Origin of the sequence: Paenibacillus sp. M2 (genome assembly GCF_046713495.1) — a bacterium.
Taxonomy (GTDB): domain Bacteria; phylum Bacillota; class Bacilli; order Paenibacillales; family Paenibacillaceae; genus Paenibacillus; species Paenibacillus amylolyticus_B.
Window position 1 is genome coordinate 420,162 of record NZ_CP169648.1, and the last position, 25,724, is coordinate 445,885.

A 25,724-nucleotide genomic window follows, 5' to 3' on the forward strand; every position below is an offset into this window, starting at 1 on the left:
GATAATCGGGGGGAAATGATGTTAAAGCCAAGATTGACCAAGTACATGGTGATGATGCTGGTGTTGATGCTGAGTATTTCCAACGTAGGCTTGGCCGCTGCGGCAGACAAAGAACTGTCCAAAATTGTGGTTTCCAAGAATGAGATGTCGCTCGAAGTTGGTGATTCTGGGTCTGTTACGGTGACAGGGGTATATTCAGATAATACCTCGGCTAATGTAACGATTAGTACAACCTGGAGTAGCGAAGACACTTCGATAGCAACTGTATATAATGGTGCAATCACGGCCAAAAAGGAAGGTAAAGCGACGATTACCGCAGCTTACCAGGGTCAGAGTCAGACCGTTCAAGTGAAAGTGACAAAGAAGGTCAAAGCCCTTTCGAAAAACGTGCAAAGTCTGGATTTGCGCACGGGAGATACAAAAGAAATTATTTTGACAGCAACCTATAGTGACAATGAAACAAATAATGCAGCAGCAAGTACGGCAGAATGGTCTACCAGTGATGAGAAGGTTGCTACCGTTGTGAATGGTAAAGTAACTGGACAAAGCGCGGGTACGGCAGTTATTACTGCGAAAGTTGGCAGCCAGAGCGTGACTGTGGATGTTAACGTTGAAGTGGTTAAACGTGTAGATGTAGATAAACAACAGGTTAACCTGTTGTTGAACAAAAGTGAAAGTGTGAAAGTGACAGCTACGTATCCAGATGGCACAACCAAAGATGTAACCGATCTGGCGGAATGGACGTCCAGCAATGAGAAGGTCGCAGACGTTCTTAAAGGTGAAATTACAGGATACTCGGCAGGTTCTGCCAAGATCACAGCCAAATACGGTACAAAATCCGTATCCGTTGACGTGGATGTGGATCTGACCAGCAAGCTGAGTGTGGAGAAACAAAGTATTTTCTTCCGTTTGAGCGAGACAACCAAAACGGCTAATGTCGTTGTAACGGCTTCGTATCCAAACAGCAGCGATGTGAATGTAACGGATCAGGCAACATGGACATCCAGCAACGAGAAGGTTGCAACGGTGTTCAAGGGACAGATCACAGCGATTAGTGCAGGTTCAACAACGATCAAAGCAACCTATAGTGGAAAAACTGTAGAAATTGCTGTAGATGTAGATACGGCAAGATATCTGGATATCAAAGATGTAAATGACAAACTCGCCATGAGTGTTACAGGTGATAACAAGTCCAAGACATTGGTAGCCAATGCCGAATATATTGATGCCAGTACAGAAAATGTAACTTCCAAAGCAACATGGACTTCAAGCAATCCAGATGTTGTATATGTATCAAACGGTGATCTGATTGCATACAAATCCGGTACGGCTACGATCACTGTAGCTTATGGCGGTAAAACAGCTAAGTTCACAGTGAATGTAGACGTAGCAGACAAGTATGAGATGGACAAGAAAAAAGCATCGGTAGCCGTTGGTGGAACGACTTCTGCCAAAGTACTGGCGTTGTATGGTGAAACATCCAAAGATGTATCTGAAGATGCAACTTGGAGCAGCAGCAGCGACAAAATCGCTGAGGTAGATAGCAAAGGGGTTATCACAGGTGTTGCTACAGGTAAAGTAACCATTACCGCGAAGATTGAAGGCAAAACACTGACTCTGCCTGTTGAAGTAGGTATGGCTAGTGGACTGGAAGCAGATGTGAACTTCGTTGTTCTGTCTGCCAAAGAAACTCAGACGATCCTTCTAACAGGTACGGATGAGGACGGCAACACGTTGGATGTTACATCCGAAGCAACCTGGAAATCCAGTAACGCACGTGTAGCGGATGTGAAAAAAGGCGTGATCACAGGTAACAGCAGTGGTAAAGCCAACATCACAGCAGAATATGGCTCCAAAAAAGTGACGATCCAAGTTGAAGTGGATGTCATCACACGTATTGAAGCTTCCGAGCCGGTCCTTTCCCTGAAATCAGGCGATACAGCTGATCTGACGGTAACTGCCTTCTTGAGCGACGGTAGCGAGCGTGATGTTACGGACAAAGCTGAATGGAAAACGAACAGCTACAAAGTAGCTCAAGTGACCAAAGGTAAAGTCAAAGCTACAGGTTCAGGTAAAGCCAAAATCACAGCCAAATACGGTAGCAAGTCTGTAACGATTGCTCTAGATGTGGATACACTGAAATATTTGCAGACGGATAAAGTGACGTTGACCATGAAACCTGGTGAAAAGGTAACTGTGGCGGCAACTGCAACGTATGCCGATGGCAGTGAAGCCAATGTATCCAAACCGGCTCTCTGGAAATCTTCCCGTATTGCAACAGCATCGGTGAAAGATGGCGTTATTCAGGCGAACGGTAAAGGTAAAGCAACAATTACGGTGACATTTGCAGGTGTGAAAACCAAAGTAACGGTAGTGGTTGAAGCGAAGTAATTGCTTTTCTTAATGTGAGCGTGAAACGCGCAAATAAAAAACGGTGACCCCAGCTTGATAGCTGAGGTCACCGTTTTTTGTTCTATAAACTAGAATTGAAACGGAGCATAGAGCGTTAACGAATCTGAGACATCTTAATCAGGGATTAGGAGCGTTTGCAGAAATCCAAGGAATCTGAGACACGCTATACCGGAAAATACAGTCTTTTATAGCGCTTTTGTCTGGTGATTTTGGTAAATAACGTGTCTGATGTTCCTTACAATTTAAAAAGAGGACCTTAATGCCAAATAAGCCGTCCTCAGTTCCTTAGAAAATGAAAATGAAAATAGTCTTGCCATTCGCCAAAGTTACCCACTATGGGCTATAACTACATCGTATGAGACAGCACCAGTGCACCATAGGCAAAAGCGATCACGATCAGAATGGCTGGGTGCAGCTTGGTCTTGGTCATGACCCAGAGCGAGATGCCTGCAATGATTAACGTCTGCCAGATGCCGATGGAATCAGTGGATAGCTGCCCGAATTCCCATGTAAGCAGAATCATGAGTACAGCGATAACAGGCTGCACGAGTAGGGTCATGCCTTTGACTTTCGGTGAAGTACGATGTTTGTTCAACAGACGAAGTAATATAATTAGTGCGGTTGCGGAAGGCACGATTGTGGCAAAACTTGCGATAAATGCCCCGAACCAGCCTGCCACGTGATACCCGACAAATGCAGCAATTTTGGTTGCAATCGGCCCGGGAAGGGCGTTACCAATCGCCAATACATCCCCGAATTGCTCTGTGGTCATCCATTGGTAATGGTTCACAATCTCTTCCTGCATGAGCGGAATCGAAGCCGGACCACCCCCATATCCCAAGATGTTTGCTACGAAAAATCCCCAAAATAATTCCCACCAGGTCTGAAGCATCCTTAGGACACCCCCTTATCGGACTTGCCTTTGGATTTGAAGCGCTGGACTAGCTCCAGATGGAAGACACCATATCCAAGGAAAACCGCGATCACAATTCCCGGATGGATATCCAGCAGCTGCAATAGTACAAAGGCAATTACGCCGAATAGGGCGGCAAAAACTTTACCGAGTCCCTTCCAGGCTTTCATGGCAAATTCATAAGCCATCATGCCCAGCATGACAAAAATGACGGGCCTTACGGCCGCTACCATGCCTGCTACCACTTTCGACTCGCGTAGCGCGTACATGGAACCGAGCAGAGCAATGATGGCAATACTTGTCGGTAAAATGTGGGCGAGCACAGACACAATGGCGCCCAGCACACCTTTGGTTTTATAACCGAGATATGCGGCCATCTTGGTCGCGATGGGACCCGGCAGGGCGTTGGCGATAGCCAAAATCTCGCCGAACTCCTCATCACTGACCCATTTGTAACGCGTAACGGCTTCGTAACGGATTAACGGAATAACCGAGGGGCCGCCGCCATATCCGAGAATTCCGGTCCGTACCATTCCGATGACGAGACCGTTGTAATCTTTCCAACCCATGCTGATTTCCTCCTAGAGTCTCATGCCCATCCGGCTTTTATAACGTTTCAACAATAGCTGTGATTCCACTTTGACGATACCCGGCATCTTATAGAGCTTCTCCAGCAAGAACTGCTCCATCTCTTCCATATCCGCAAAAATACCGTGCATGTGCAGGGTACTCGGACCTGTCATATGATAAAGGCTGGTGACGGCTGGCTCTTCATCCAGTTTCTCAGCGACTTCATCCAGGAAGGGCGGTTCGACATCGACATTGAAAAAAGCCGAGACCTGAAGCCCAACTTTGCCAGGGTTGATCACAACGGTGAAGCGTTCGATGATTCCTTTTTCGGATAACGCATTAATGCGTGCCTGAACAGCTACACGTGACAACCCGATCTGTGTCCCCAGATCCGTATAGGATATCCGGCTGTTTTTGTGAAGTGCGGCGATAATTTTACGATCCATCTCGTCCAGATTGTACATTTGCGGAATTTCTCCCCCTTTGGAGGAGCGTTTCTCTGACATGTTGACCATCCTTTTCTTTCGCTATATGAAATGAACAATGAAATTTTACTGAATATACAATGTGTATGTGGCATTCATAGTTTAATGACGAATCGTAACTGGAGTCAATCTATTTATCATGATTATTGAATTTAACCGATTTTTAGCCTTCATTTTGTCATTTCGGCCAATCGGAAAATAAAAAGACCACTCGCACAATCCATTAGCGAGCAGCCGTTAAATAATAGATAAGCTGAAGTGAAGCGCAAAGTGTGATAGGAAGCATGTACGGTTATCCCTGTGCTGTCTTGGGCAGTAAAAGGGTAACGGTAGTCCCTTCCCCAGGCTCGGAAGAAACTCTCAACGTTCCTCCTGCACCACGGGCACGCTCTTCCATACTGAACAATCCAACGCCATTGCCTGCGGTTGCTTCGCTGAATCCGGCACCCTGGTCTTCAATAATAACCATCGTCATGTTCTCAGCGTCTTCTATAGTAACACGTGCCTCGGCAACATCGGCATACTTCGCGACATTGGTTAAGGCTTCCTGAATAATCCGGTAGATGGCTATCTCCCGGTTCATCTCCAGTCGCTTACGCAAATTACATTCCAGATCAACTTCGATTCCATAGTGACGGGTGTAATTCTCGATATACGTACGAATCGCCGGAACAACACCCAGGTCATCCAGAACGGATGGTCTCAGCTCCCATGCCATACCGCGTACATCTTCCATAATACCCGTGACCTGCTTACGAAGGGCTTCAACTCCGGGGTGAGGCTGGTCTGCCAGCAGTCGGTCCATCTGAATCACCAGAGAGAAGAGACTCTGTCCAATCCCGTCATGCAGTTCACGCGAGATCCGGCGACGTTCCTCTTCCTGAATGTTCATCACTTGGGACATCATCTTTTGCAATTCGGCTTCGACGGATTTCAGCTTGGTGACTTCACTACGTACAGCCAGGTATTGATATGGCTCGCCGTCGTTATCAAGGAAAGGCACGATGGTGGTGTTGACCCAATAATGACTGCCATCTCTGGCACGATTGAGAATTTCCCCGTTCCATACCTTACCTGAGGATATCGTGTCCCACAGGTTTTTCATAAAGGTTTTGCCATGGTATCCGGAATTAATGATTCGATGATCCTTACCGATCAGTTCCTCGCGCTCATACTGCGAGATTTCACAGAATTTATCATTCACATACTGGATTTTACCCTTGCGGTCTGTCAGGGCTACAATGGAGGATTCATCCAAGGCAAATTTCAGGTCACTCAGTTGATGCAGGGAACCCTTCAACCTGCTGCGAAATTCATTATCCGTAATGTGATTATCGATTTCGTTCAGCAGAAGGCGTACGGGCTGGTCTGCGAGTCCACTTAGTCTGTTCTTGCGTGCACTACTCAAAGTTCAGCAACCCCTTTTTCATGGCGAATTTCACCAGTTCCGGTCGTGTGCGCAGGCCAAGCTTCTCCATCAGATTGCTTTTGTGGGATTCGACCGTTTTGACACTGATGATCAGATGTTCGGCGATTTCCTTGTTGGCGTATCCTTTGGCAATCCAGGACAAAATCTCTTTCTCCCGCTCGGATAACGTGTCATACGGTCCGGCGTTTTCCTGTTTGGCTTTGTCCAGGTATTCACTCATCAGCCGCTTGGTCGCACTTGGGTACAGATAGGCGCTACCCTCTGCTACGGAACGAATTGCGGCAAGCAATTCTTCATGCGGCGCACTTTTGAGGATATATCCGGATGCACCTGCGTGGATGGCGCGGAACAGATATTCTTCATCGTCATGCATGGTCAGTATCAAAATGGAGACATCCGGCATCAATTTCTTCAATTCAGCGGTAGCGGTCAGACCGTCTTTGCCTGGTGGCATGCTGAAATCCATCAAGACTACGTCTGGTTTCAACTCTTGAGCCTTGGCAATGGCTTCATCGCCATCTGCGGCATCTCCAACGATATGTATATCATTCTTTCCTTCAAGTAAGGCGATCAGCCCGGAACGCACGACAACATGGTCGTCTACAACTAATAGTTGAATCACATGATTTCCCCCTGTCCGCTTCCTTAGTTCTTTCTATATCATAACAAAAAAAGAAGCCATTCAGAGCTTTAATCTCCGAATAGCTTCTCTCACGCTCTAGTTCATACTTTTATCCAAATACCTTCGGCTGAAGATGTAGAGCAACTTGCTCCGTCTGCCGGATCATGTCCGGTGAGAAGGTGCAGGGCAGTCTGCTGCCAACGAGCAGCACGGCGCCAGGCACACTTCCTTCCTGGAACACAGGTACCGCTATGGCACTTACCAGCCGCTCAGCAAGCATTAACGGGCAACGACCAGGTGTATGCTCCCCGGTGGATTGGGCATCAGATCGAGCTGTGCGTCCAGTCCGAAGGGCTGTGCCCACCAGATCTTGTCCGGGGCGCATTTCCATGCGTCTCACCCGTTCATTACTAGCCCCAGAGGTAACCTTCCAGCGTAGCATCGTCCCGTTCAGACAGGCAAGTCCACAGAAGTCGCTGGATGTGTTCAGGCGCAGGCCGTCGATCATCTCCTGAATGCCAGATGGCAGTTCATCATGCATGAGAGGACACTTCCTTTTTCAGATTATAACGTACGTAACGGTGTAATCATTATCTTTAACCTTTTAGGATCATCTTAAAGTAAGGGTATTTCGATGTTAATTCTATTGTAGACCCTTTCTTATACATTGTAATTCAGGGAAAACCCCTATTTCCGCTCCGTAATCTACTGAACTTGGGCAGTGGAGGACTCCTGAATCAGGTGCACCAAGGGATTGAAGAAATGCGATGGATGAGGCATATCGGTGAAATGTGACTTTTCTCACAGCAAATTCAGGGAGTTTCTTGTCAATGATCAGGTAATCCCCCGATAACCCTGAGGCTACTTTCGCGATATGATGTATACATAAGGAATCACCGAGGGGGACGAAGGTTATGGGTACAGTATTTGTGGAAAGAACAACCCAGAGAACAGAGCAGAAACAAACGGAGGCGGGCAAAATGACACGAGAAACAGGCGGAATCCTTTCGTTCGTTACACCTGAGCAATGGGACCTGATTGAAGCAAGAATGCAACCCAAACGGGTGAAGTCGGGGTATAGTCTCTTTCTCGAAGGCGATGAAGCCGGATATCTGTACTACATTCGTTCGGGACGAGTAAAAATGACCAAGTCGACGGAGGATGGCAAAGAAATTATTTTATCCATTCAGCAAAGCGGCGATCTCATCGGTGAATTCGGCGGTATCGGTGGATTGAATCATAGCTATAGTGCAGAGATGGCGGAAAAAGGGGAACTGGCTATTATCTCGCTTGGCGATCTGGAAAATATACTCAGTAAACATGGCGACCTTGCCTTGAAATTCTTGCAATGGATGGCATTGTCGCAGCGGATCACCCAGTCGAGATTCCGTGATCTGCTGCTCTATGGCAAGGCGGGTGCACTGGCTTCGACACTGATTCGTGCCAGCAATTCGTATGGCAGGGTTACACCGGATGGTATTGTGCTGGACATGAAGCTGAACCATACCGATCTTGCCGAGATGATTGGAGCGACCCGGGAGAGTGTAACGCGGATGCTGGGGGCATGGAAGGAACAAGGTACGCTGGATATGATGGACGGCAAACTGATGATTCGTGACCTGGCAGCCCTGCGCTGTATGTGTGGATGTCCGACATTCCCAAGCTGCCCGGTAGAGCTGTGCCGGTTGTAAGGTAGATCGTTCCGGTGTTCCGAGTTGAGGGAAGCACAACGGTTGCATTCCCAAGGAACAAATTCGATTTGGATTCCAAATGAGGCTTCAAGGCTTCACCTCCATTGGCGATTGGGGTCGTTACGGAGTAAAAAGAAAAGCTGACGTCCCATATATGGGAGTCAGCTTTTTGTGTTTGTTTGAAATTGTTCATGTGCATATTCACCGGAGAGAATCGAATAGATGACAGAGTCATGAAAGGAACCTTTGTAGAACCAGTGCTCTCGCAACAGCCCCTCACGCTGCATACCGATTTTCTTCATGACGTTCTCCGAAGCAGTGTTATGCGGACGACATTTGGCATAAATCCGGTGGATGCCGAGTTCGTTGAAACCGAAGCCTAGTAGAGCACTGGATGCTTCGGCGGCATACCCTTTTCCTTGATAGGCGGGATTGAGGACGTAACCGATCTCTGCATTGGTTTTCTCCATCACGTGAATACCTACTCCGCCGAGGAGAGTTCCATCACTTTTCAAACATATCGCCAGCTCATAACCTTCTCGTGGTTGTGTTTGCTGCATGTCCAACACAAACTGCACGTACTCTCGCGTATCTTCTTCCGTATTCGGCCCCCATGCGGTATGTTGTGTGACTTCCGGCATGGAAGTATAGGCATGAATCCTCTCCCAATCGGTCTCCCGAATATCCCGGATGATCAGTCTCTCCGTCTCCAGTTGCATCGTTGTTCACTCCTATATCAATTGACTAAAGAATATTACACTTGCCACTCCGATGACAGAACAACCCTCCAATCGCTGTTACCCCCAGATTTTTTCGATTCCCTTTTTCAAAGGGGAAAATCCGGGGATAAAGGTGAGGTGTATGCTTCCGAAGCAGCTTTCTTTCAGAAAGCTTTTAGCTCCGCTTCTTCAGGTTATTTCTGTCCTCTCCGTTTCTCGTGTAAATGTTTAGATCAATTATATTGTAAAACAAAAATAGCCCAATAACCGATTCATGTAAAGAATGGGTTATGAGCTATGTAAGTATAAGGCATGCTATTGTGGTTGTTTACATTGAACTGCGGGATAAGTATAAGCCAGCTTGCGGATAATTTCCTTTTGCCATCTCGTATCACCCAGGTTGGTTGCCAGGTTCAGAAGATCCAAATAATCGTCAAGCTGCAGATCAGCCTTTTGCAGAGTTGTATTCATTCGATGTTCGTTCCCCTTTATCTATAAAATCGTAAAATCATATGCAGTAGAAAGTTACATGGAGACAAGTTCAAGAATGATAATCATTATCACGTTATATATTCATTATGCAATGAACGCTGGCAAAATGCAATATCAAGTCCGTAACGAAGTTAACTTTTTTCTGAAAATAGGCTCCTCCACATCACATAGGGAATGTACACACCGAGATATGCAGACGGATACAGGAACCAGCCATTCATTAGGAATTGATGAATCTCGGTGGTGAACGTGGTCATATGAGCATTCGTTGCATACACATCACCAGCGATGACGGTTGCCGCACTATAGAAACAGAGCAATGCAAGGATGTGGAATAGCCGCGTAACCATTCGGGAACGAAGAGCAAGATAAACCATAATTAGCGGGATAACTAACAAGAGCACCAAAAATACCAATTTCATCATCGTTTTACTCCTTCGGAAAATGGGATTCTAATGATAGTCAGTATGGGCAATTGGATGCCATCTCAAAACTTTTTCAACAATTTTACAAAAAGAAAGAGGAATTCATCATATGAACAATTAAAATAAAGGAGGATAACCCATTATCAGGTAATTCGGAGGAGGAGAAAGGGAATATGAAGAAGGCGTTATGGCAGCATTGGATCGGGGCATTCCTGGTCTTTATCATGATGGCAACTGCACTGTTGGGGCCGGGTTCGCAGAGTCCGGTACAAGCTGCAGCACCACTTACGGTATCTCAGGCCATCGCTGCCCAGAGCGGTGGAGGAACAGCGACGGTTGAAGGAATCATTGTTGGACATGCTACCGGGTCACTTACCGCGAAGTTTACATCTCCGTATGCCAATGATTTTAATGTTCTGATTGCGGACTCAGCGTCAGAGCGAACCAACGCCAGATTATTGGATGTACAAGTTCCCGCATCTTTCCGTTCGCAATATGGACTGGCTTCCAATCCGAGTCTTGTAGGCAAAAAGATCATCGTAACCGGAACCCTCGGTGCCTACAACAGCTATGCAGGAGTCAAAAACCCAACGTCCATCACACTTTCCTCTGGAACAACCAATCCTGATCCAGAACCGAACCCGGGCACAACACTGCCGGACGGTACCGGCAAGAAAGTATTGTTCGATAATACCCACGCCCAGACAGCAGGTGCTGCCGACTGGATTATTGACGGGGCATTTTCGGATTTTGCCAATGGTTTGCGAAACGCAGGCTTTGCCGTGGATCAGCTGGAACGCAGCATCCCGTATACATTCGGTGAGCAAGCCATCACCTACAATAAATTGAAAGATTACCACGTCTTTGTCATTGGTGAAGCCAACGTGCCGTTCAAAGCGACAGAGCAGGCTGCGCTGGTGCAGTATGTGCAGAACGGAGGGAGCATTTTCTTCATCTCCGACCACTATAATGCAGACCGCAACAAAAACCGCTGGGATTCTTCCGAAGTATTCAACGGTTATCGCCGCGGTGCCTTCCTGAATCCAGCCAAAGGCATGTCTTCGGCTGAAGCCGAATCACCAGCGATGCAGAGTGTGACGAGTTCAGACTGGCTCGCGACGAACTTTGGTGTCCGTTTCCGTTACAATGCTCTTGGAGATGTAAATGCATCGGATATCGTTGCACCTGCACAATCCTTCGGCATTACGGCTGGTGTTAATTCTGTAGCCATGCATGCGGGATCGACTGTTGCGATTATAGACCCTAACAAGGCCAAAGGTTTGGTGTATGTACCAAGTGGTGTGTCCAAGTGGGGCAATGCCGTGGATCAGGGCGTATATAATGGTGGTGGACGAGCTGAAGGAGCCTATGCCGCCATTGCAAAGGTTGGTGCGGGCAAAGCCGCGTTTATCGGCGACTCTTCACCTGTGGAAGACGCGACTCCGAAATATTTGCGTGAAGAGACCGGTGCTACCAAGAAGACCTACGATGGATTCAAAGAAGTGGATGATGCAACGTTCCTTGTAAATACTGTGAAATGGCTCGCGGTCAAAGAGAGTTACACTAGTCTGGCACAAGTGCCAGGACTGACATTGGACACGGCAACAAGCCTGCTTCCGATCGAAGCTCCGGCTGCGTCTACCGAGCCGCAACTTGAGCCATGGGCTGCACCTGCGGCAGGGTACAAATGGTATGACCCGACCACATTTAAGGCAGGTTCATACGGAAAAGCACAATAAGTGAAACAGATATCATATCATCATGCCGAATAGGGCCTGACCGTGGAAGTTTGTTCGCGGACAGGTTTTTTTTTGCTTATTATACAAAGTTGCAGTCACGACCATGATTAGCTCATACCGCACTGTCATGGTATATATACTTGCTCCTGAGGGGAAGGTATGGGTATTCAGGATGTGTGCGAGGCATTAAAAGAATTAAAGGAGGAGGCGACGTATGATGAATCGGCAAGCAGACTGTGACAGTTCCACGATGAGACACAAGCTCAAAGCGGATCTCCGTCGTGTAGCAGAACGTATGAATCTGACGTTATCCCGGTTTGACAATGACAGTGCCTGTCTGCTGGGGCAATTTGCAGAGATTCGAGCGGAGATCAAGCAGATCGAGGTGCTCGCCTCGTCGTTTTATCTGGATTGTTATCTGTCACCCTTTACCGAGAAGTTTGCCGAATTAACATCGAGCGTACAGCATCTATCTGACCGGAGATATGGGGCACTAATTGTGATTGAACGGGAGATTCCGTTGGAGTCGATCATCCACTCAGGGGTGGCAGTGGATGCCAGAGTTACCCATGCGCTGCTTGAATCGCTGTTCATTCCCGGTGCACCATTGCATGACGGGGCCGTGTTGATTCGTGGCAATCAGATTGTATCCGCTGGTAATGTGCTGCCGTTGTCGCAAGCGGAAGTGCATGAACGAAAAATAGGCACTCGTCATCGGGCTGCATTGGGACTCAGTGAATTGACGGATGCGGTTGTACTGGTTGTCTCTGAGGAGACAGGACAGGCTTCATTTGCTGTGGATGGCGATTTGCATCCAATTAATGTGGTTGAGACGCTCTCTTAAATATGAACGATCAAGTGGCCTACTTGGGGCGATTAAGTTGATGCTGTTGAGGGAAGTGTACCTTTCTCCTGTAAGGGAGAGAGGCTTTTCTATTGATAGACGATAAAATTATAATCTGAAATTCGACCGCTTTGCTCTCGCCATATGAGAAACATCGATCGATGCTTCTCTGACATTGCGATGTGATTTTGCACAAACTGGGTATTCATGGGTACAATAGAGGATGGTCAATGAATAGAGAACAATGCGATTGGATCGCAAAAATGGTTGGAGGAGACGGTTAGCACATGAGTTGGTTTGAAGCAATGGAGCATCACGATTATGAGGAACTGGTTCTGTGCCAGGATCGAAATTCAGGGTTAAAAGCAATTATCGCCATACACGACACAACACTCGGCCCTGCGCTGGGAGGCACGCGGATGTGGACTTACGCTTCAGAAGAAGCCGCCATTGAAGATGCCCTGCGCCTTGCCCGTGGTATGACATATAAAAATGCGGTATCTGGCCTGAATCTGGGCGGTGGCAAAACCGTTATTATCGGAGATCCAAGGCGCGACAAAAACGAAGCAATGTTTCGGGCGTTTGGACGATATATTCAAGGATTGAACGGACGTTATATCACAGCCGAAGATGTGGGAACAACGGAAGAGGACATGAACCTGATCTATCAGGAAACGGACTATGTGACAGGCATCTCGGCGAGTTATGGTTCATCCGGTAATCCATCACCTGCAACGGCTTGGGGTGTATATCGTGGGATCAAGGCAGCAGCCAAAGAAGCATTTGGTACCGATCTGCTGGAGGGTAAAACGATAGCGGTCCAAGGTGTCGGCAATGTGGCGATGCATCTGTGCAAATATCTGTATGAGGAAGGTGCACATCTGATCGTTACGGATATCCATAAGGACGCGGTGAAACAGGCTGTGGACCGCTTCGGAGCGACAGCAGTTGATCCCGCAGACATCACTAGTGTGGATTGCGATATCTATGCACCATGTGCACTGGGCGGCACGATTAATGACGATACACTCAAAACGCTCAAGGCGAAGGTTGTAGCGGGCTGTGCCAACAATCAGCTGCTGGAGACCCGTCATGGGGATCAGTTATATGATATGGGCATCGTATATGCGCCTGACTATGTTATCAATGCAGGTGGCGTAATTAACATTGCGGATGAGCTGAATGGTTACAACGCGGATCGGGCGTGGAGCAAGATCGGAGAGATCTATTCCACTCTGGAGAAAATATTCGAAAGCTCACGTACCGAGGGCATCGCTACCTATGTTGCCGCAGATCGTCTGGCTGAGCGACGGATTGAACAGATGAAGAATACGCGCAGTACATTCTTGCAGAATGGCCACCACGCATTGAGTTCCCGGAGATTGCGCAAGTAAACGGTATTGAATCATAAAAAACTTAAAACGGTCTGTTAGATAACGGCAACATCCATTCCAAGATGGATAGTCGATCTGACAGGCCATTTTTATGTTGCTATCAGAATTTTAAAAAAAAGAAAAACAGTGGCAATATCTCCCTAATTGATCAATTTTACTATGGATTTTTCCGATAATGTATGTACATCGTTCAGATGCAGATGGTTCAGGGAAGTGGGGAGAAGGAAATGGGGAAAAGAAAAGGTATAGGGTATAAGCTCAAAAATATGTCGCTTAAAATCAAGCTGCCTTTCATGATCAGTGTATTGGTTGTGTTGGTTCTGCTTGGTGCAACAACCACAAGTTATATGATTTCATCTGATGTTGTGGTCAAGAAAAGCAAGGATGAGATTAATGTGATGGCTGACCGCCTTGGGGAAGGGCTTTGGACAGCGATGCAGCTTCAACAGCAGATGAGTCATGCGATATCCGTACATAGTACTTTTAAAGAACTCTTGAAGTTACGTGATACCAATGAAATGACAGATGAGACCTTTTTCACAGATGAGAATCCATATTTCAACAGAGCGAATACGATTCTCACCGACAGTATAACTGACACGGGAGGCACCAAGCCGGATCTGTTTGTGTTTGACAAGGAAGGAACCATGGTTGCGGGAACCATGCCGGAAGTCATTGGGCAGTCACGGGGAGATCGGGAATATTTTAAGGAGTCCATACAGGGGAAATCCTTCATCAGTGACGCGGTCGTCTCTAAGACTGGCAAGAAGCTCATTATTGTATTCTCGGAGCCCATCACCGATGAACAGGGGAATATACTGGGTGTGTTCGCCATGTCGGTGGACAGCAGCTTTTTCCTGGGGCAACTGGGAGACATTAAAATTAATGGCCAAGGCAGAGTTGAAGTGCTGAGTCGGAGTGGCATCATCATGTTCGACTCACTGGACCCTACGGTTGTGGGACAAACACTTGCAGAAGACAAGGAAGCCATGGAACTTATGGAGGCCAGAGCCACCGATAAAATGAAAATCACTTCGATGGATCGAGATGATATCTACTACCGTGTTAATCAGATTCCTGACGCAGATCTCTCCGTGGTCATTATTGACGATTATGATGATATCAAACGTCCATTAGAGGATATGCAACGCCAGATGGTTATCGTGACATTGATCGGAATTGCTCTGGCTATTGGCGTAGGATTATTGATCTCTCGTAGTATTACGAGACCTATCGTTCGTCTGATCGGGCTGTTCCAACAGCTTGCTCAAGGGAATCTGACCGTCAAGGCCAATGGTAGATATAACAGTGAATTCAAGGATCTGGCGGAAAGCTTCAATGGCATGGTGGAGCAGAACAGAAACCTGATCACCGATATGAATAGTTCGATCCATGTTCTTCAAGCCAGCACCCAGGAGCTGGAGGAAACGTCCAGGCAGACGGCAAGGTCCATTGATGAGACATCGGCGACGTCCATGGGGATTGCCAAAGCCATGGAGGCCCAATCGGAAGATACCGAGCAGATTGCAGGCAAATTCAACAGCTTTGGCGATAAAGTGGCTGCCATGAACAGCAGTGCACAGGATGTGAAGGCAAGAGCGGATGAGATCGAATCTGTATTCCACAACGGGAATGAAGTCGTCAATGAATTGATGCGTATTAATGAGGTCAACGAGCGGGAAGTGGAGAAAATCTCGGAGATTACCGTCAAACTTCAAACGAGTTCGGGCAGTATTAGTCAGATCACGGAAGCCATCAGCCAGATTGCGAAGCAGACCAATCTGCTTGCATTGAATGCTTCAATTGAAGCATCACGGGCAGGTGAGCATGGCAGAGGATTTGCAGTTGTAGCTGAGGAGATCCGCAACCTGGCAGAGCAGAGTTCCCGCCAGTCCAAGGAAATCTCCAGCATTATTGAGCAGAATCTGGCCGATGTTGCCGAGAACAACCAAAGTGTTGCGGAAATTCACACCATCTCGTCCAGGCAGGATGAGCTTGTCATTCAGACTCGTCAGGCATTTGATGTGATATTGGAGAAGGTTACGGTCATCAATCAACAGATCGCCACGATGGCAGGACAGATGCAGGAGATGTTACAGAATAAGGATGACGTACTGGAGTCAGCACATAGCTTGTCAGCTTCAGGAGAGCAGGTTTCCGCTTCGGTTGAAGAGGTAACAGCAACCATGATGGAGCAATCTTCAACAGTACAGCAGTTGGCCAACATGGTTGATACGATCGATCAATTGACGCAAAAACTGGCTGAATCGGCTGCGCGATTCAAGGTGGAGTAAGCATTATGTGATATAGAGAGAAAGAAGGCAAAGGCACTCTTTATGAGTGTCTTTTGCCTTCTTTTTTTATAGTCTAAATTCAATGTATTCCAAATCCATTTAGTGATCAATGAGATGCAACAGTTGAGGAAGAGGTGTGCGAGGCTTGGGCATAGGCTGATCTTCAGCGTTAAAATACCCCATGTGAAGTGTACCTACTATTTTTTCCTCAGATGTCACACCAATGGCTTCACAGAATAGCGGACTTTCGTTAAAAGGGCTTGTCTTCCATACGACGCCGATGTGTTGTTCCCAGGCGAGCAACTGTATGTTCTGGATCAGTGCCGAGGTTGCAGCAAAAGCCTCTTCCCACGCCTTGGAGGGCAGGTTGGCTGTCATAACCACAACCAGATGCACAGGTGTCTGTGCACAATAGGCCGCTCTGATTTGTTGTCCGTACTTTGTTACAAATTCAGGATTGCGTGTACTCAATACAGCGCTTGCGAATGTTTCTCTGCCCTCATTCATAAACAGAATGAAACGCCAAGGTTCCTTTTTGGAGTGAAAAGGAGCCCATATCGCGTCCTCCAGAATCTCATGAATCGTTTCCAAGGGAATGGGTAGGCCATTAAATTCCTGAATCGTACGTCGTTCGATCATGGTCTGCCTAAGACTTGTTTTAGGTTTCATCATGTACCTCTATAACTCGAAGGAAGCAGCGATCTCATCAATAATTTTGCTAAGTCCGATGGGACCGTATCCTGCAAACCACAGGTTGGCATCACCGATATATACATGATCGTTCTGGACTGCATTCAGATTGGACCAGATGGATGTATCCATGATGTTATTAAGCACAACCTTGTTTTCTTCACCTGGACGAAGAATGATAAACAGTCGATCCGGGTTCAGTTCAGGCAGAATTTCCTCGGAAATTGCCACATTCCATGATCCCTCGAAATCTACACTGTCTACTGAAGCAGGGATTAATCCCAGAGCACCAAACAGAGTGAAGTTATCATCAGGTTTAATCAACTGAAGCTGTTTATCCTGCACACGCATGTAGGCTACCGTTTCGTCTTTGGCCTTTACGGCAAGCTCATCATGGGTTGTGGCCACTTTGGCATCATAGGCGTCTTTGACCGCTTGGGCTTCTTTTTCTTTGCCAAGAACAGTTGCCGTTTCCATGAATCGCTCCCAGTCTCCTTTTTCTTCATTATCAAAAAGGATCGTTGGGGCAATCTTGGAGAGTTGCTCATAGTTTGCTTCATTTAACGTTTTGGAGGCCAGAATGAGATCCGGCTCAGCCTGGAGCAATGCTTCAAAATTGGGAGACTCGCCGGAACCTACGGCAGTGGTATCTTTCATCTGATCTGCCAGGTATTCAGGGAATCCGAGATCGTTATACGTTACCATGGCTGTCGGTTCAATGCCGAGAGCGAGTAATTGGTCAGCAAAGACGTAGAGCATACCCGCAATTTTTTGTGGTTCAGCAGGAATTTCGATATCCCCTTTGATCGTAGAAATGGTGCGTGTATTCTCACTTCCCTGTTCAGCGGTTGATGGCTTTGCCCCATTAGATTCGGGTGAAGCGGAGTTCCCGCTGTTCTGGGAAGTCCCACAGCCTGCAAGTATGCTGCATAGAACAAGAACGGTTATAAGGAATCGTCCTGATTTGAAAAAGGTAGAGAAGCGTTGGTTATTAGGTAAAGACACGTTGTACACACCCTTTAATTGATTTTGATTATCATTATCAAAATAATTATAGGTCCATTCCAAATCGTAATCCATGGATATTCCTGTTTAATGCATGGACGTTTGGCTCAGGAACAATTGACTAACCCGATTCAGAAACAGATTATGAGCCAAGGAAGTATAACAGGAGTAGGGGGAGGAATCGCCCAATTCATAGACTTGATTCATACGGACCGCCTCCCATTGCTGCCAGATAGAATTTTGCATAAGCGACGCTACAGTGTGCGTACGCTCTTCTGCGTGACCACTTGTAAACAGAATGAAGTGTTCAATATCCGACTGAACCAGCTGTTCCAGTGACATTAAACGGGAATGGGATACGTGGCGTAGGGCTTGAGGTACGGATAACTGCAAATCATCATAGAGAACCGTCCCCAGATTACGGTTGCCGTAGACCCGGAACTGTCCATCTTCGTATTGCGCCACAGCCACAGGGCGGTCATCCATGACACGTTGTATTCCGGATATTTTTTGTTTGACCGATAGATCATAACGTTCCAGCCATTCTTCACCAGCTGTTATTTTGCCAACGGATTGTGCAATGGAGTACAACTGTTTACGCCAATCTTCTGCAAAAGATATGGTGCAAGTGGAGGCGATATGCCGAAATAATTCGGCTTTTTTGGGCTCTTCATAATCGGTTCCTTCATACCCAATGATCAGTTCCGGGTGTGCGTTCATTAATAGTTCCAGATCAGGCTGATCTTTGCCCACTTGAATCACATTTTTGAATTCATATGATGTCCTATGGACCGGGTTAATCAGTGCTGCATAAGGCTCAATACCAAGGGCAAGCAGATGCCCCGTATAGGGATGGGCAAGTGAAGCGATACGTGTTACGGAGCGATGCTTTTTAATATAAACCATGGGAGACAATCCAGTGGTTGCTTTAAATTTTCGGCTAAAATAGAATTCATCTTCATACCCGACCTGGCGGGCTGTTTGTTTGATCGTGTTGTCCGAAGCCAATAGCAGATCACCGGCTTCCCGGATGCGTACGGCGTTCAAATATTCAATGGGGCCTTGTCCAATCATTTTTTTGAACAATCTGGAATAACGGTTGACACTCAGTCCAGCCAATTCAGCCAGTTTTTCGCGTGTGAAGTTATCCTGATAATGTGTATTGATATATTTTTGGCTCTGCTTTACCGCTTCAATAGCTGTATCTTCCTGGAATTTCTGCTTCTTCTGCTTCAATAGGACAAGACACAGTTCCTGAAAGAGGATCTGACGTGCCATTCCAGCCCATGGATCTTCCTTCTGCCCACCTTCATGGATTTGAATGGCGAGCACGGGAGCTGAGGGAACAACAGCGGGAATGAATTCAAGATGTGGATCAATAACTCGCTGCATCTTGCCATCCAGTTCTTCGTTGTAGACATTGTAGGTTAAGGTGACACATTCAAAGTCATGCTGTACCTCGGTAGTTGCGTTACAGGTGTGAGAAGGAGGGACGGAAAGGACTTGAGGAGCGCATAGGGAGATGATTTTGTCTTCGACTTTGACGGTTAAGCTCCCTTTGATCACAACAAGCAGCATATGATGTGGACGGGATGGAAAGGACACTTGTTCAGCATTGTTGTCGACACGCCGGGCATCAATGAGCCTATATAAAAGATTCGTGAGTTTCATCTGATCTTCTCCTGACTGCTGTGAATGTACATACTATACTGCTGCTTATAAAAGTTATATATCAAAATGTAATGCACTTCTGATTGAGCAGCTTCATGAATTGATCCAGCGCACTGCTGACATACCGATCCTCACCGCGGACAAAGGTTGTCGTGGTATGAGTATAACGATCTGCGAGATCAAATACGGAGAAATCATCCGGTTTCTTGTGAATAACGCTGCACGGCATAATGGTAAAAGCAATGCCAGATTCCACACAGCTGAGCAGGTTTTCCATCGTACTCACTTCAATGATATTGCGTGCGGACAACCCTTCTTCTTGCAGGAATTCTTCAGTCATTTCACGATATGGGCAGCCCTCGGGGAAAACAACCCAGGATACTTGGCACAGGCTTGCGGGTGGTATATCCATCCGCTTGGAGATGATATGAACCGTGTCTTGCATCTCATATTCCACCTTCAGCCCCTGCTTCACACAAGCCCCACTGATAAAAGCACCGTCAATCTCATAGTCCTGTATTTTCTTGCGCAGTACTTTGGGTGAAGTGGCGTTAACGAGTGAGATGGACACCTCCGGGTAGGTTATTTGATATTCATTCAGAATCTCCATAAAGCGGCTGGATGCCGCAGTTTCCACAATGCCGATTTTTAGCGTGCCAGAAGGTTCACCTGGATCGGTCATATCCTGCTTCAGATCGTGCAAAAGGTTGTGAATCTGTGTGGCGTACTGGACGAACTGTTCTCCTTTGGAGGTCAGTGCAACACCTTTGGGAAATCGGTTGAACAACTGGATTTGATATTCCTGTTCCAGTTTTTTGATGCGTGTAGTGACATTGGACTGGGCGTAATTCAATTCTTTGGCGGCCTGTGAGATTTTGCCTGAACGTGCCACCGCAAGAATAATATCGATATCAGAAAGTTCCATGCTGTATCCTCCTGAATGTGGATTAACTTACATTGCTTCCGCAGATGTTCATGTTAGGTATCTCTCTGAGAGATACAACTATATATTACAATCATTTTACGATATATCAGAGCCGCCGTACAATATCCCTAATGACGAAGAGAGTAGGGATATGACATGGATAAAATGAATACACGTTCAACACTATTAAGCCCGGTGACGATTCATCAGTGGCAATTAAGGAACCGCATGGTGATGGCACCGTTGACCCGGGGATTTGCTGATGACCAGAGGGGGACCGTGACGGATGAGATGGTGGGATATTATGAGCAGCGTGCGCGGGATGGTGTGGGACTGATCATTACCGAGGGCATTAACCCGAATCTGGCAGGCAAAGGCACTTATGGCATCCCCGGCTTATATACAGATGAACAGACGACTTCTTGGAAAAGAGTAACGGATGCTGTTCACAGACATGGTGGTACCATTATTGCTCAACTGTGGCATGTCGGCAGATTGTCCCACTCCGATCTGATCGGAGCTGTTCCATTGGCACCTTCCAGCCTTGCGGCAGAGGGAAGAGTGCATAAGCTGCATAAGCCGTATCAGATTCCTAAAGCGATGAGTGCACAGGATATAGCGGATACGATTCAGCATTTTCAGACGGCCGCCCGCAATGCGGTTCTGGCAGGTTTTGACGGAATTGAGCTTCATGCTGCGCATGGGTATCTGATCGACCAATTTATCAATGAGAAGACCAACCACAGAACAGACGAATATGGAGGCGACACTGCGGGCAGATTACGGTTCCTTCGAGATATTATTTTGGCGGTAAAAAAAGAGATCAGTGTGGATCGCATATCGGTTCGATTCTCCGAGAAAAAGGATGATGATGCATCCTATGCATGGGTAGACAAAGCTGGAATGATCAATGCATATCTGAAGTTGTTCCGCGAGACGGGAATTACGATCTTACATCCCTCAACAGATCATTATGCGAAAGCGTGGGCAGGGGAGCAGTCCTTTCACGAGCGGATTCGAAGTCAGTGGGAAGGAATCATCATTGGTGTGGGGAATTTGGATATTCAGACCGCAGAGCACGCGATTGGTAAGGGAAGCATAGATTTGGCTGCGTTCGGCAGACCGTTTATCTCGAACCCTGATCTGGTGCAGAAATTGAATGCTGGTGAGCCATTGGTGGAGTATGATGCAGCTAAGCATCTGCCCGTGTTGGTGTAAAAGGGGAAAACCGAGTCAAAGAAAAATTAAATAAAAGACTGAACGCTACTGACATACTGTTGGCAAGAGCGTCCTTGTATGATCAAGATATACAAATACTAAGGAGGACATTACATTATGTCAGCAATTGGACCCGATTTCATTTCACTTCAAGTGAGCAATCTTGAGAGCTCTGCCGAATTCTATCAAAACTATCTCGGGCTGGTACGCTCACAGGCGGGACCACCTCATGCGGTGGTTTTTGAAACAAAGCCTATTGCATTTGCTCTTCGTGACCTATTGCCAGGAACCGAACTCGGTTCAGGTACACAGCCAGGACTTGGTATCGCCCTGTGGCTTCATGCCCCGGATACACAAGAGATTCATGACAAACTTGCTGCAGAAGGTGTAAAGATTACATCTGCACCAATAGATGGACCATTTGGGCGAACCTTTACATTTGCCGACCCAGACGGGTACCAAGTTACCCTTCACAGTAAAGCTTAATACGCAGATGTATGCATCTTAACCATAGTGATACCTCGCTCTGTCATAGGGAGCCAAGTGTTGATTACAGCAATAAGGGCAGTACTGATCCTTTGGATCAGTCTGCCCTTATTTGGTCGTTCGGATTGAACGATCAATTCATTCTATTTATGGCTGACGACTACCGCTTTCTTTTCCGTAAAGTAATACACCAAAGCGAGCAGCGGCATGATCAGGCCAATCAGCGTTGTGAGACTCCAGCCTCCGTTAGCATAAGACCAGCTTCCAAGAGATGAACCGATCGCACCGCCGACAAAAAAGATCGACATGAATATGCCATTCACACGTCCTCTCGCTTCACTTCCTAACGAATAGATGATGCGTTGACCCAGCACCAGATTTCCCGAGACAGCCATATCCAGTGTGATCGCCACGATCACAAGCAGGATCAATGCAAACGTGGAGTGGCTCTGGAACACATAAGCAAGACCAAATGAAGCAGCAGCGATCACCATGGCAGCACCTGTCAGAATGCGCGTTAGTCCGCGATCCGCCAGTCTCCCGGCGATGGGAGCAGCAATAGCACCTCCGACACCAGCCAGTGCAAACCAGGCAATGCCTTGCTGTGACATGCCGAAATCGTTAGCGAGCCTGAGTGGAACCGTCGTCCAGAATAAGCTGAAAGCACCAAACAGACTGGCTTGATAAAACGCCCGACGGCGTAACAGAGGCATCGTTCTGAACAGTGTGCCCAATGACACGATTAATTGACCGTATTTCAAGTTTGGTTCAGGCTGGCGAGCAGGAAGAGCACGTGATAGGAGCAGCATTAGAAGTGTTATAACAATGGCGGAGAATACAAAGACCGTCTGCCATCCGAAGAAGCTGGTGATAAAGCTTGCGACAGGACGAGCGAGCATAATGCCCAGCAGCAGACCGCTCATGACATTGCCGACAACCCGCCCGCGTTGTTCCTCGGAAGTAAGATATGTCGCATAGGGTACCAGAATCTGAGCGACAACAGAACCTATGCCGATGAATAGAGAGGCAGTCAGAAATACAACAGCAGTGGGCGAGAAAGCCGCAGCAATCAGGGCAACAACCAGTACGATGAGGAAAAGAACGACCAGGCGTCGGTTCTCAATAATGTCACTGAGCGGCACGATGAATAACAAACCAATAACATAACCAATCTGAGTCAACGTTACGATCAATCCGGCAGTGGCAGAAGAAAGGCCCGTGGTCATGCTAATCGGTCCGATAACGGTCTGAGCATAATACAGGTTTGCCACGATCAATCCACAAGCGGATGCCAACAAAAAAATAATCCAGGCAGGTACAGGTGCCTTCTTCACTTGTTGTCTCATATCCATCTTAATCATCCTCCACAGATTTCATATTCGTATTGAAAATTCGATATTCCAGATAAACGGGTGCTGTTTAAAATGTTAATTACTAAACGTTGTGTTCACTAATTACAAACATATAATAAACTAAACGTTTAGTATTGTAAATAGGCTAAACATATTTTAATGAAAATTTAAATGAGGATGTAAAAATGAGCGAAGAGTGAATTGTGTGTACGCAATGCATTTTAGTATAATGAACGTATCGTTTTTATGAATATTACTGATGATAAAATATATTTTATACATCCAGGAGGGCTCAAGATGACTGCCAAAAGAGGACGTCCACGTAACATGGAAACCCAGAATGCCATTCTTACCGCATCGTATGAGTTGTTGTTGGAACACGGGTTCGGGGCAGTTACGATCGAGAAGATTGCTGAGCGCGCACAGGTGAGCAAAGCCACTATCTACAAATGGTGGCCGAATAAAGGCGCTGTCATCATGGACGGATATATGTCTGCGGCAACTGCAAGATTGCCAGTGCCAGATACAGGCTCGGTATTGGAGGATATACGCATACATGCGAGTAATCTGGTTCGTTTTTTGACCAGTCGGGAAGGAAAAGTGATTACGCAGATTATTGGGGAAGGGCAGTCGGATGAAGGGCTTGCCGAAGAATACCGCACAAGATATATCCAACCACGTCGGCGTGAAGCTCGGGGAATTCTGGAGAAGGGTGTGGAGCGTGGCGAATTGAAAAGTGGGATAGACATTGGACTGTACATTGATCTGATCTACGGGCCGGTGTTCTATCGCATGTTAGTGACGGGTGAAGCGATGGAGGATGGGTTTGTAGATGTGTTGCTCCGTTCCTTGTTTGAAGGCATTCAGGCCAAATAGGTACAGAGAGAGCGGCGATACAAGTGGGAGGAAGAGGGAAGAGGGCGATTCGTAGGAATCACCCTGGAAGGGGCGCGCGTATATTGTACGTGGGAGATTGTTAGACCTGGAATATAGGTGAGATGGCTGTGGGCCATGAATCTGTAGCATTAGAAGAAAGGAAGGATGAGTGCTGGGTTAACACCGGGGGTTCATTCCATACCGAACTTGGCAGTTCACGGCGTAAGACAGGGGCAACTTCCTTGGCAAAACGCTCCACTTGCTCCAACTGCTCGCTATGCGTCAGTCCATCTACGCTGATACTCAGCACCTGATGTCCGTAAGCGGCATGATAGTCCAGAATTTTCTCAATGATCTGCTCCGGACTGCCGATTAACGCAGGGCCTCGTGCAATGTTATCCTCCAGATCGGTGAAGGGAGACTGATTATGCTGTGCGGCGGCAGTGGCATGGAACGCTTCATAATATGGCTTATAGCGGCGAATGGCTTCTTCGCCCGTATCCGCAAGATAGAGACTGCCGGCACCAGAACCAATTACGGCTTGCTGCGGATCATGACCATAATAATCGAGGCGTTCCCGATAATGATCAATTAACGCTTTGTATTTGGCCTGAGGGTGAAAAGAGTTCGACGTAAAGAGCGGCTCGCCATATTTGGCAGCGAGTTCGGTCGAGACCGTGCTGGACGCGCTACCATGCCAGATCGGGATGGATTGCTGAAGCGGCCTGGGCCACGTGGTCACTCCCTCAAGAGGAGTGCGATACGTCCCCTGCCAGGTTACATTCTCTTCAGACCAAAGCCGTCTCAGCAAATGATAGCGTTCATCTAGTGAATCCCATTGTTCCTCTTCGCTTATGCCGAACAGCGGATAGTGCCGAGGGTCATTGCCTTTCCCGATGATCATCTCCAGCCGTCCGCCCGATAATTGATCCAACGTGGCATAATCCTCGGCAACCCGGACCGGATCAAGTATACTAAGAACAGTGACGGTGGTTAGTAACCGAATGCGTATGGTTGCTGCGGCTATTGCGGTTAATACGACAGGTGGAGAGGAAGATAGAAAAGGAGCACCATGTCGTTCACCGATCCCATAGGCATCGAAACCCAGTCGTTCAGCCAGCTTTGCTTGCTCTAATATATTGTGGAATTTCTGCTGAGTTGTCAGAGCTTCCCCGGTTACGGCATTAGGCAGATTCATCATGAGACTAAACAAGGCAAATTTCATCTGACCTTCTCCTCGAACTGAATTGATAACTTCTGTGTCGTATAATCCTATTGAAATAGTAGGATATGTAAGTTGAATTAAATGTATCACGTTCTCATGGATTCTTCTAATGGATTTTTTCTATAAGCAGGAACAGCGAGGCCTCCTTGCATAAATGTGAAGGAAATTGCCACGATTTTTATTGACCGCTGTAAAATTTAGGATTAAAATTGTGCTTATCATATAAATTCAAAATTATGGATTTTCA

The 25,724-nt window shown here is 47.0% G+C and carries 24 protein-coding genes; 9 read left to right on the top strand and 15 right to left on the bottom strand.

From position 1 onward, the window contains the following. Positions 1-18: 18 nt before the first annotated feature. On the top strand, positions 19-2,391 hold the full coding sequence (locus ACETMN_RS02035; RefSeq protein ID WP_091019982.1) for an Ig domain-containing protein: 2,373 nt from the start codon (positions 19-21) through the stop codon (positions 2,389-2,391). Between the two features lie 367 nt (positions 2,392-2,758). Here the strand turns inward: ACETMN_RS02035 and ACETMN_RS02040 are convergent, their stop codons facing one another. From ACETMN_RS02040 to ACETMN_RS02065, 6 genes are all read right to left on the bottom strand, one after another. Then, positions 2,759-3,304, bottom strand: coding sequence for a chromate transporter (locus ACETMN_RS02040; RefSeq protein WP_017691072.1), 546 nt, complete (start codon positions 3,302-3,304; stop codon positions 2,759-2,761). Between the two features lie 2 nt (positions 3,305-3,306). Beyond that, complete coding sequence (locus ACETMN_RS02045; RefSeq protein WP_074093159.1) at positions 3,307-3,894, bottom strand: chromate transporter; 588 nt, start codon at positions 3,892-3,894, stop codon at positions 3,307-3,309. 12 nt (positions 3,895-3,906) lie between these two features. Next, positions 3,907-4,401 carry an Lrp/AsnC family transcriptional regulator gene (locus ACETMN_RS02050; protein WP_062837151.1) on the bottom strand — a complete coding sequence of 165 codons (495 nt, stop codon included), beginning with the start codon at positions 4,399-4,401 and terminating at the stop codon, positions 3,907-3,909. A 271-nt stretch (positions 4,402-4,672) separates the two neighbouring features. Next, positions 4,673-5,788 (bottom strand): PAS domain-containing protein, encoded by a 1,116-nt coding sequence (locus tag ACETMN_RS02055; RefSeq protein WP_091019984.1) that lies wholly within the window; start codon positions 5,786-5,788, stop codon positions 4,673-4,675. After that, the gene (locus ACETMN_RS02060; RefSeq protein ID WP_017691068.1) at positions 5,781-6,431 is read right to left on the bottom strand and encodes a response regulator; all 651 of its coding nucleotides are present in this window, start codon (positions 6,429-6,431) and stop codon (positions 5,781-5,783) included. The genes ACETMN_RS02055 and ACETMN_RS02060 overlap by 8 nt, the downstream gene beginning before the upstream one ends. Positions 6,432-6,540: 109 nt before the next feature. Further along, entirely contained in the window at positions 6,541-6,972 is a 432-nt protein-coding gene (locus ACETMN_RS02065) for a GAF domain-containing protein (protein WP_091019986.1), read from the bottom strand. Between the two features lie 373 nt (positions 6,973-7,345). Here ACETMN_RS02065 and ACETMN_RS02070 point away from each other — a divergent pair, with 373 nt between their 5' ends. Beyond that, on the top strand, positions 7,346-8,122 hold the full coding sequence (locus ACETMN_RS02070; protein WP_244661116.1) for a Crp/Fnr family transcriptional regulator: 777 nt from the start codon (positions 7,346-7,348) through the stop codon (positions 8,120-8,122). 161 nt (positions 8,123-8,283) lie between these two features. Here the strand turns inward: ACETMN_RS02070 and ACETMN_RS02075 are convergent, their stop codons facing one another. The 3 genes from ACETMN_RS02075 to ACETMN_RS02085 form a co-directional block, all read right to left on the bottom strand. Beyond that, the gene (locus ACETMN_RS02075; RefSeq protein ID WP_091019996.1) at positions 8,284-8,841 is read right to left on the bottom strand and encodes a GNAT family N-acetyltransferase; all 558 of its coding nucleotides are present in this window, start codon (positions 8,839-8,841) and stop codon (positions 8,284-8,286) included. Positions 8,842-9,156: 315 nt separating this feature from the next. Beyond that, entirely contained in the window at positions 9,157-9,312 is a 156-nt protein-coding gene (locus tag ACETMN_RS02080) for a hypothetical protein (RefSeq protein ID WP_017691064.1), read from the bottom strand. Between the two features lie 152 nt (positions 9,313-9,464). Continuing rightward, a complete protein-coding gene (locus ACETMN_RS02085; RefSeq protein ID WP_143786580.1) occupies positions 9,465-9,755 on the bottom strand; it encodes a hypothetical protein in 291 nt (96 codons plus the stop codon). A 227-nt stretch (positions 9,756-9,982) separates the two neighbouring features. On the opposite strand from ACETMN_RS02085, the gene ACETMN_RS02090 reads away from it, so the two are divergent. The 4 genes from ACETMN_RS02090 to ACETMN_RS02105 all read left to right on the top strand — a co-directional run bounded on the left by ACETMN_RS02090 (position 9,983) and on the right by ACETMN_RS02105 (position 16,029). After that, on the top strand, positions 9,983-11,497 hold the full coding sequence (locus tag ACETMN_RS02090) for a DUF6359 domain-containing protein (protein ID WP_244661123.1): 1,515 nt from the start codon (positions 9,983-9,985) through the stop codon (positions 11,495-11,497). A gap of 214 nt (positions 11,498-11,711) precedes the next feature. Then, the gene (cdaS, locus tag ACETMN_RS02095) at positions 11,712-12,341 is read left to right on the top strand and encodes a sporulation-specific diadenylate cyclase CdaS (protein WP_091020000.1); all 630 of its coding nucleotides are present in this window, start codon (positions 11,712-11,714) and stop codon (positions 12,339-12,341) included. Positions 12,342-12,628: 287 nt separating this feature from the next. Then, positions 12,629-13,735: a Glu/Leu/Phe/Val family dehydrogenase gene (locus ACETMN_RS02100; RefSeq protein WP_105601591.1), complete on the top strand. Its 1,107-nt coding sequence runs from the start codon at positions 12,629-12,631 to the stop codon at positions 13,733-13,735. A gap of 227 nt (positions 13,736-13,962) precedes the next feature. Continuing rightward, complete coding sequence (locus tag ACETMN_RS02105; RefSeq protein WP_091020033.1) at positions 13,963-16,029, top strand: methyl-accepting chemotaxis protein; 2,067 nt, start codon at positions 13,963-13,965, stop codon at positions 16,027-16,029. Positions 16,030-16,128: 99 nt separating this feature from the next. Here ACETMN_RS02105 and ACETMN_RS02110 read toward each other — a convergent pair whose 3' ends face one another. The 4 genes from ACETMN_RS02110 to ACETMN_RS02125 form a co-directional block, all read right to left on the bottom strand. After that, positions 16,129-16,698, bottom strand: a complete 570-nt coding sequence (locus ACETMN_RS02110; protein ID WP_091020003.1) for a nitroreductase — start codon at positions 16,696-16,698, stop codon at positions 16,129-16,131. Positions 16,699-16,707: 9 nt separating this feature from the next. Next, a complete protein-coding gene (locus ACETMN_RS02115; protein WP_091020005.1) occupies positions 16,708-17,799 on the bottom strand; it encodes an ABC transporter substrate-binding protein in 1,092 nt (363 codons plus the stop codon). A 12-nt stretch (positions 17,800-17,811) separates the two neighbouring features. After that, positions 17,812-19,395: an AraC family transcriptional regulator gene (locus ACETMN_RS02120; protein WP_091020007.1), complete on the bottom strand. Its 1,584-nt coding sequence runs from the start codon at positions 19,393-19,395 to the stop codon at positions 17,812-17,814. Between the two features lie 61 nt (positions 19,396-19,456). After that, entirely contained in the window at positions 19,457-20,320 is an 864-nt protein-coding gene (locus ACETMN_RS02125; protein ID WP_091020008.1) for a LysR family transcriptional regulator, read from the bottom strand. A gap of 165 nt (positions 20,321-20,485) precedes the next feature. On the opposite strand from ACETMN_RS02125, the gene ACETMN_RS02130 reads away from it, so the two are divergent. Continuing rightward, positions 20,486-21,538 (top strand): alkene reductase, encoded by a 1,053-nt coding sequence (locus ACETMN_RS02130; protein WP_411735696.1) that lies wholly within the window; start codon positions 20,486-20,488, stop codon positions 21,536-21,538. Positions 21,539-21,655: 117 nt separating this feature from the next. After that, positions 21,656-22,024: a VOC family protein gene (locus ACETMN_RS02135; protein WP_192135619.1), complete on the top strand. Its 369-nt coding sequence runs from the start codon at positions 21,656-21,658 to the stop codon at positions 22,022-22,024. A 143-nt stretch (positions 22,025-22,167) separates the two neighbouring features. Here ACETMN_RS02135 and ACETMN_RS02140 read toward each other — a convergent pair whose 3' ends face one another. Then, on the bottom strand, positions 22,168-23,376 hold the full coding sequence (locus ACETMN_RS02140; protein WP_091020012.1) for an MFS transporter: 1,209 nt from the start codon (positions 23,374-23,376) through the stop codon (positions 22,168-22,170). 297 nt (positions 23,377-23,673) lie between these two features. Between ACETMN_RS02140 and ACETMN_RS02145 the strand changes: the two genes are divergently transcribed. Further along, positions 23,674-24,252: a TetR/AcrR family transcriptional regulator gene (locus ACETMN_RS02145; RefSeq protein ID WP_411735697.1), complete on the top strand. Its 579-nt coding sequence runs from the start codon at positions 23,674-23,676 to the stop codon at positions 24,250-24,252. Between the two features lie 100 nt (positions 24,253-24,352). Here ACETMN_RS02145 and ACETMN_RS02150 read toward each other — a convergent pair whose 3' ends face one another. Beyond that, positions 24,353-25,477 carry an LLM class flavin-dependent oxidoreductase gene (locus ACETMN_RS02150; RefSeq protein WP_091020015.1) on the bottom strand — a complete coding sequence of 375 codons (1,125 nt, stop codon included), beginning with the start codon at positions 25,475-25,477 and terminating at the stop codon, positions 24,353-24,355. Positions 25,478-25,724: the final 247 nt, after the last annotated feature.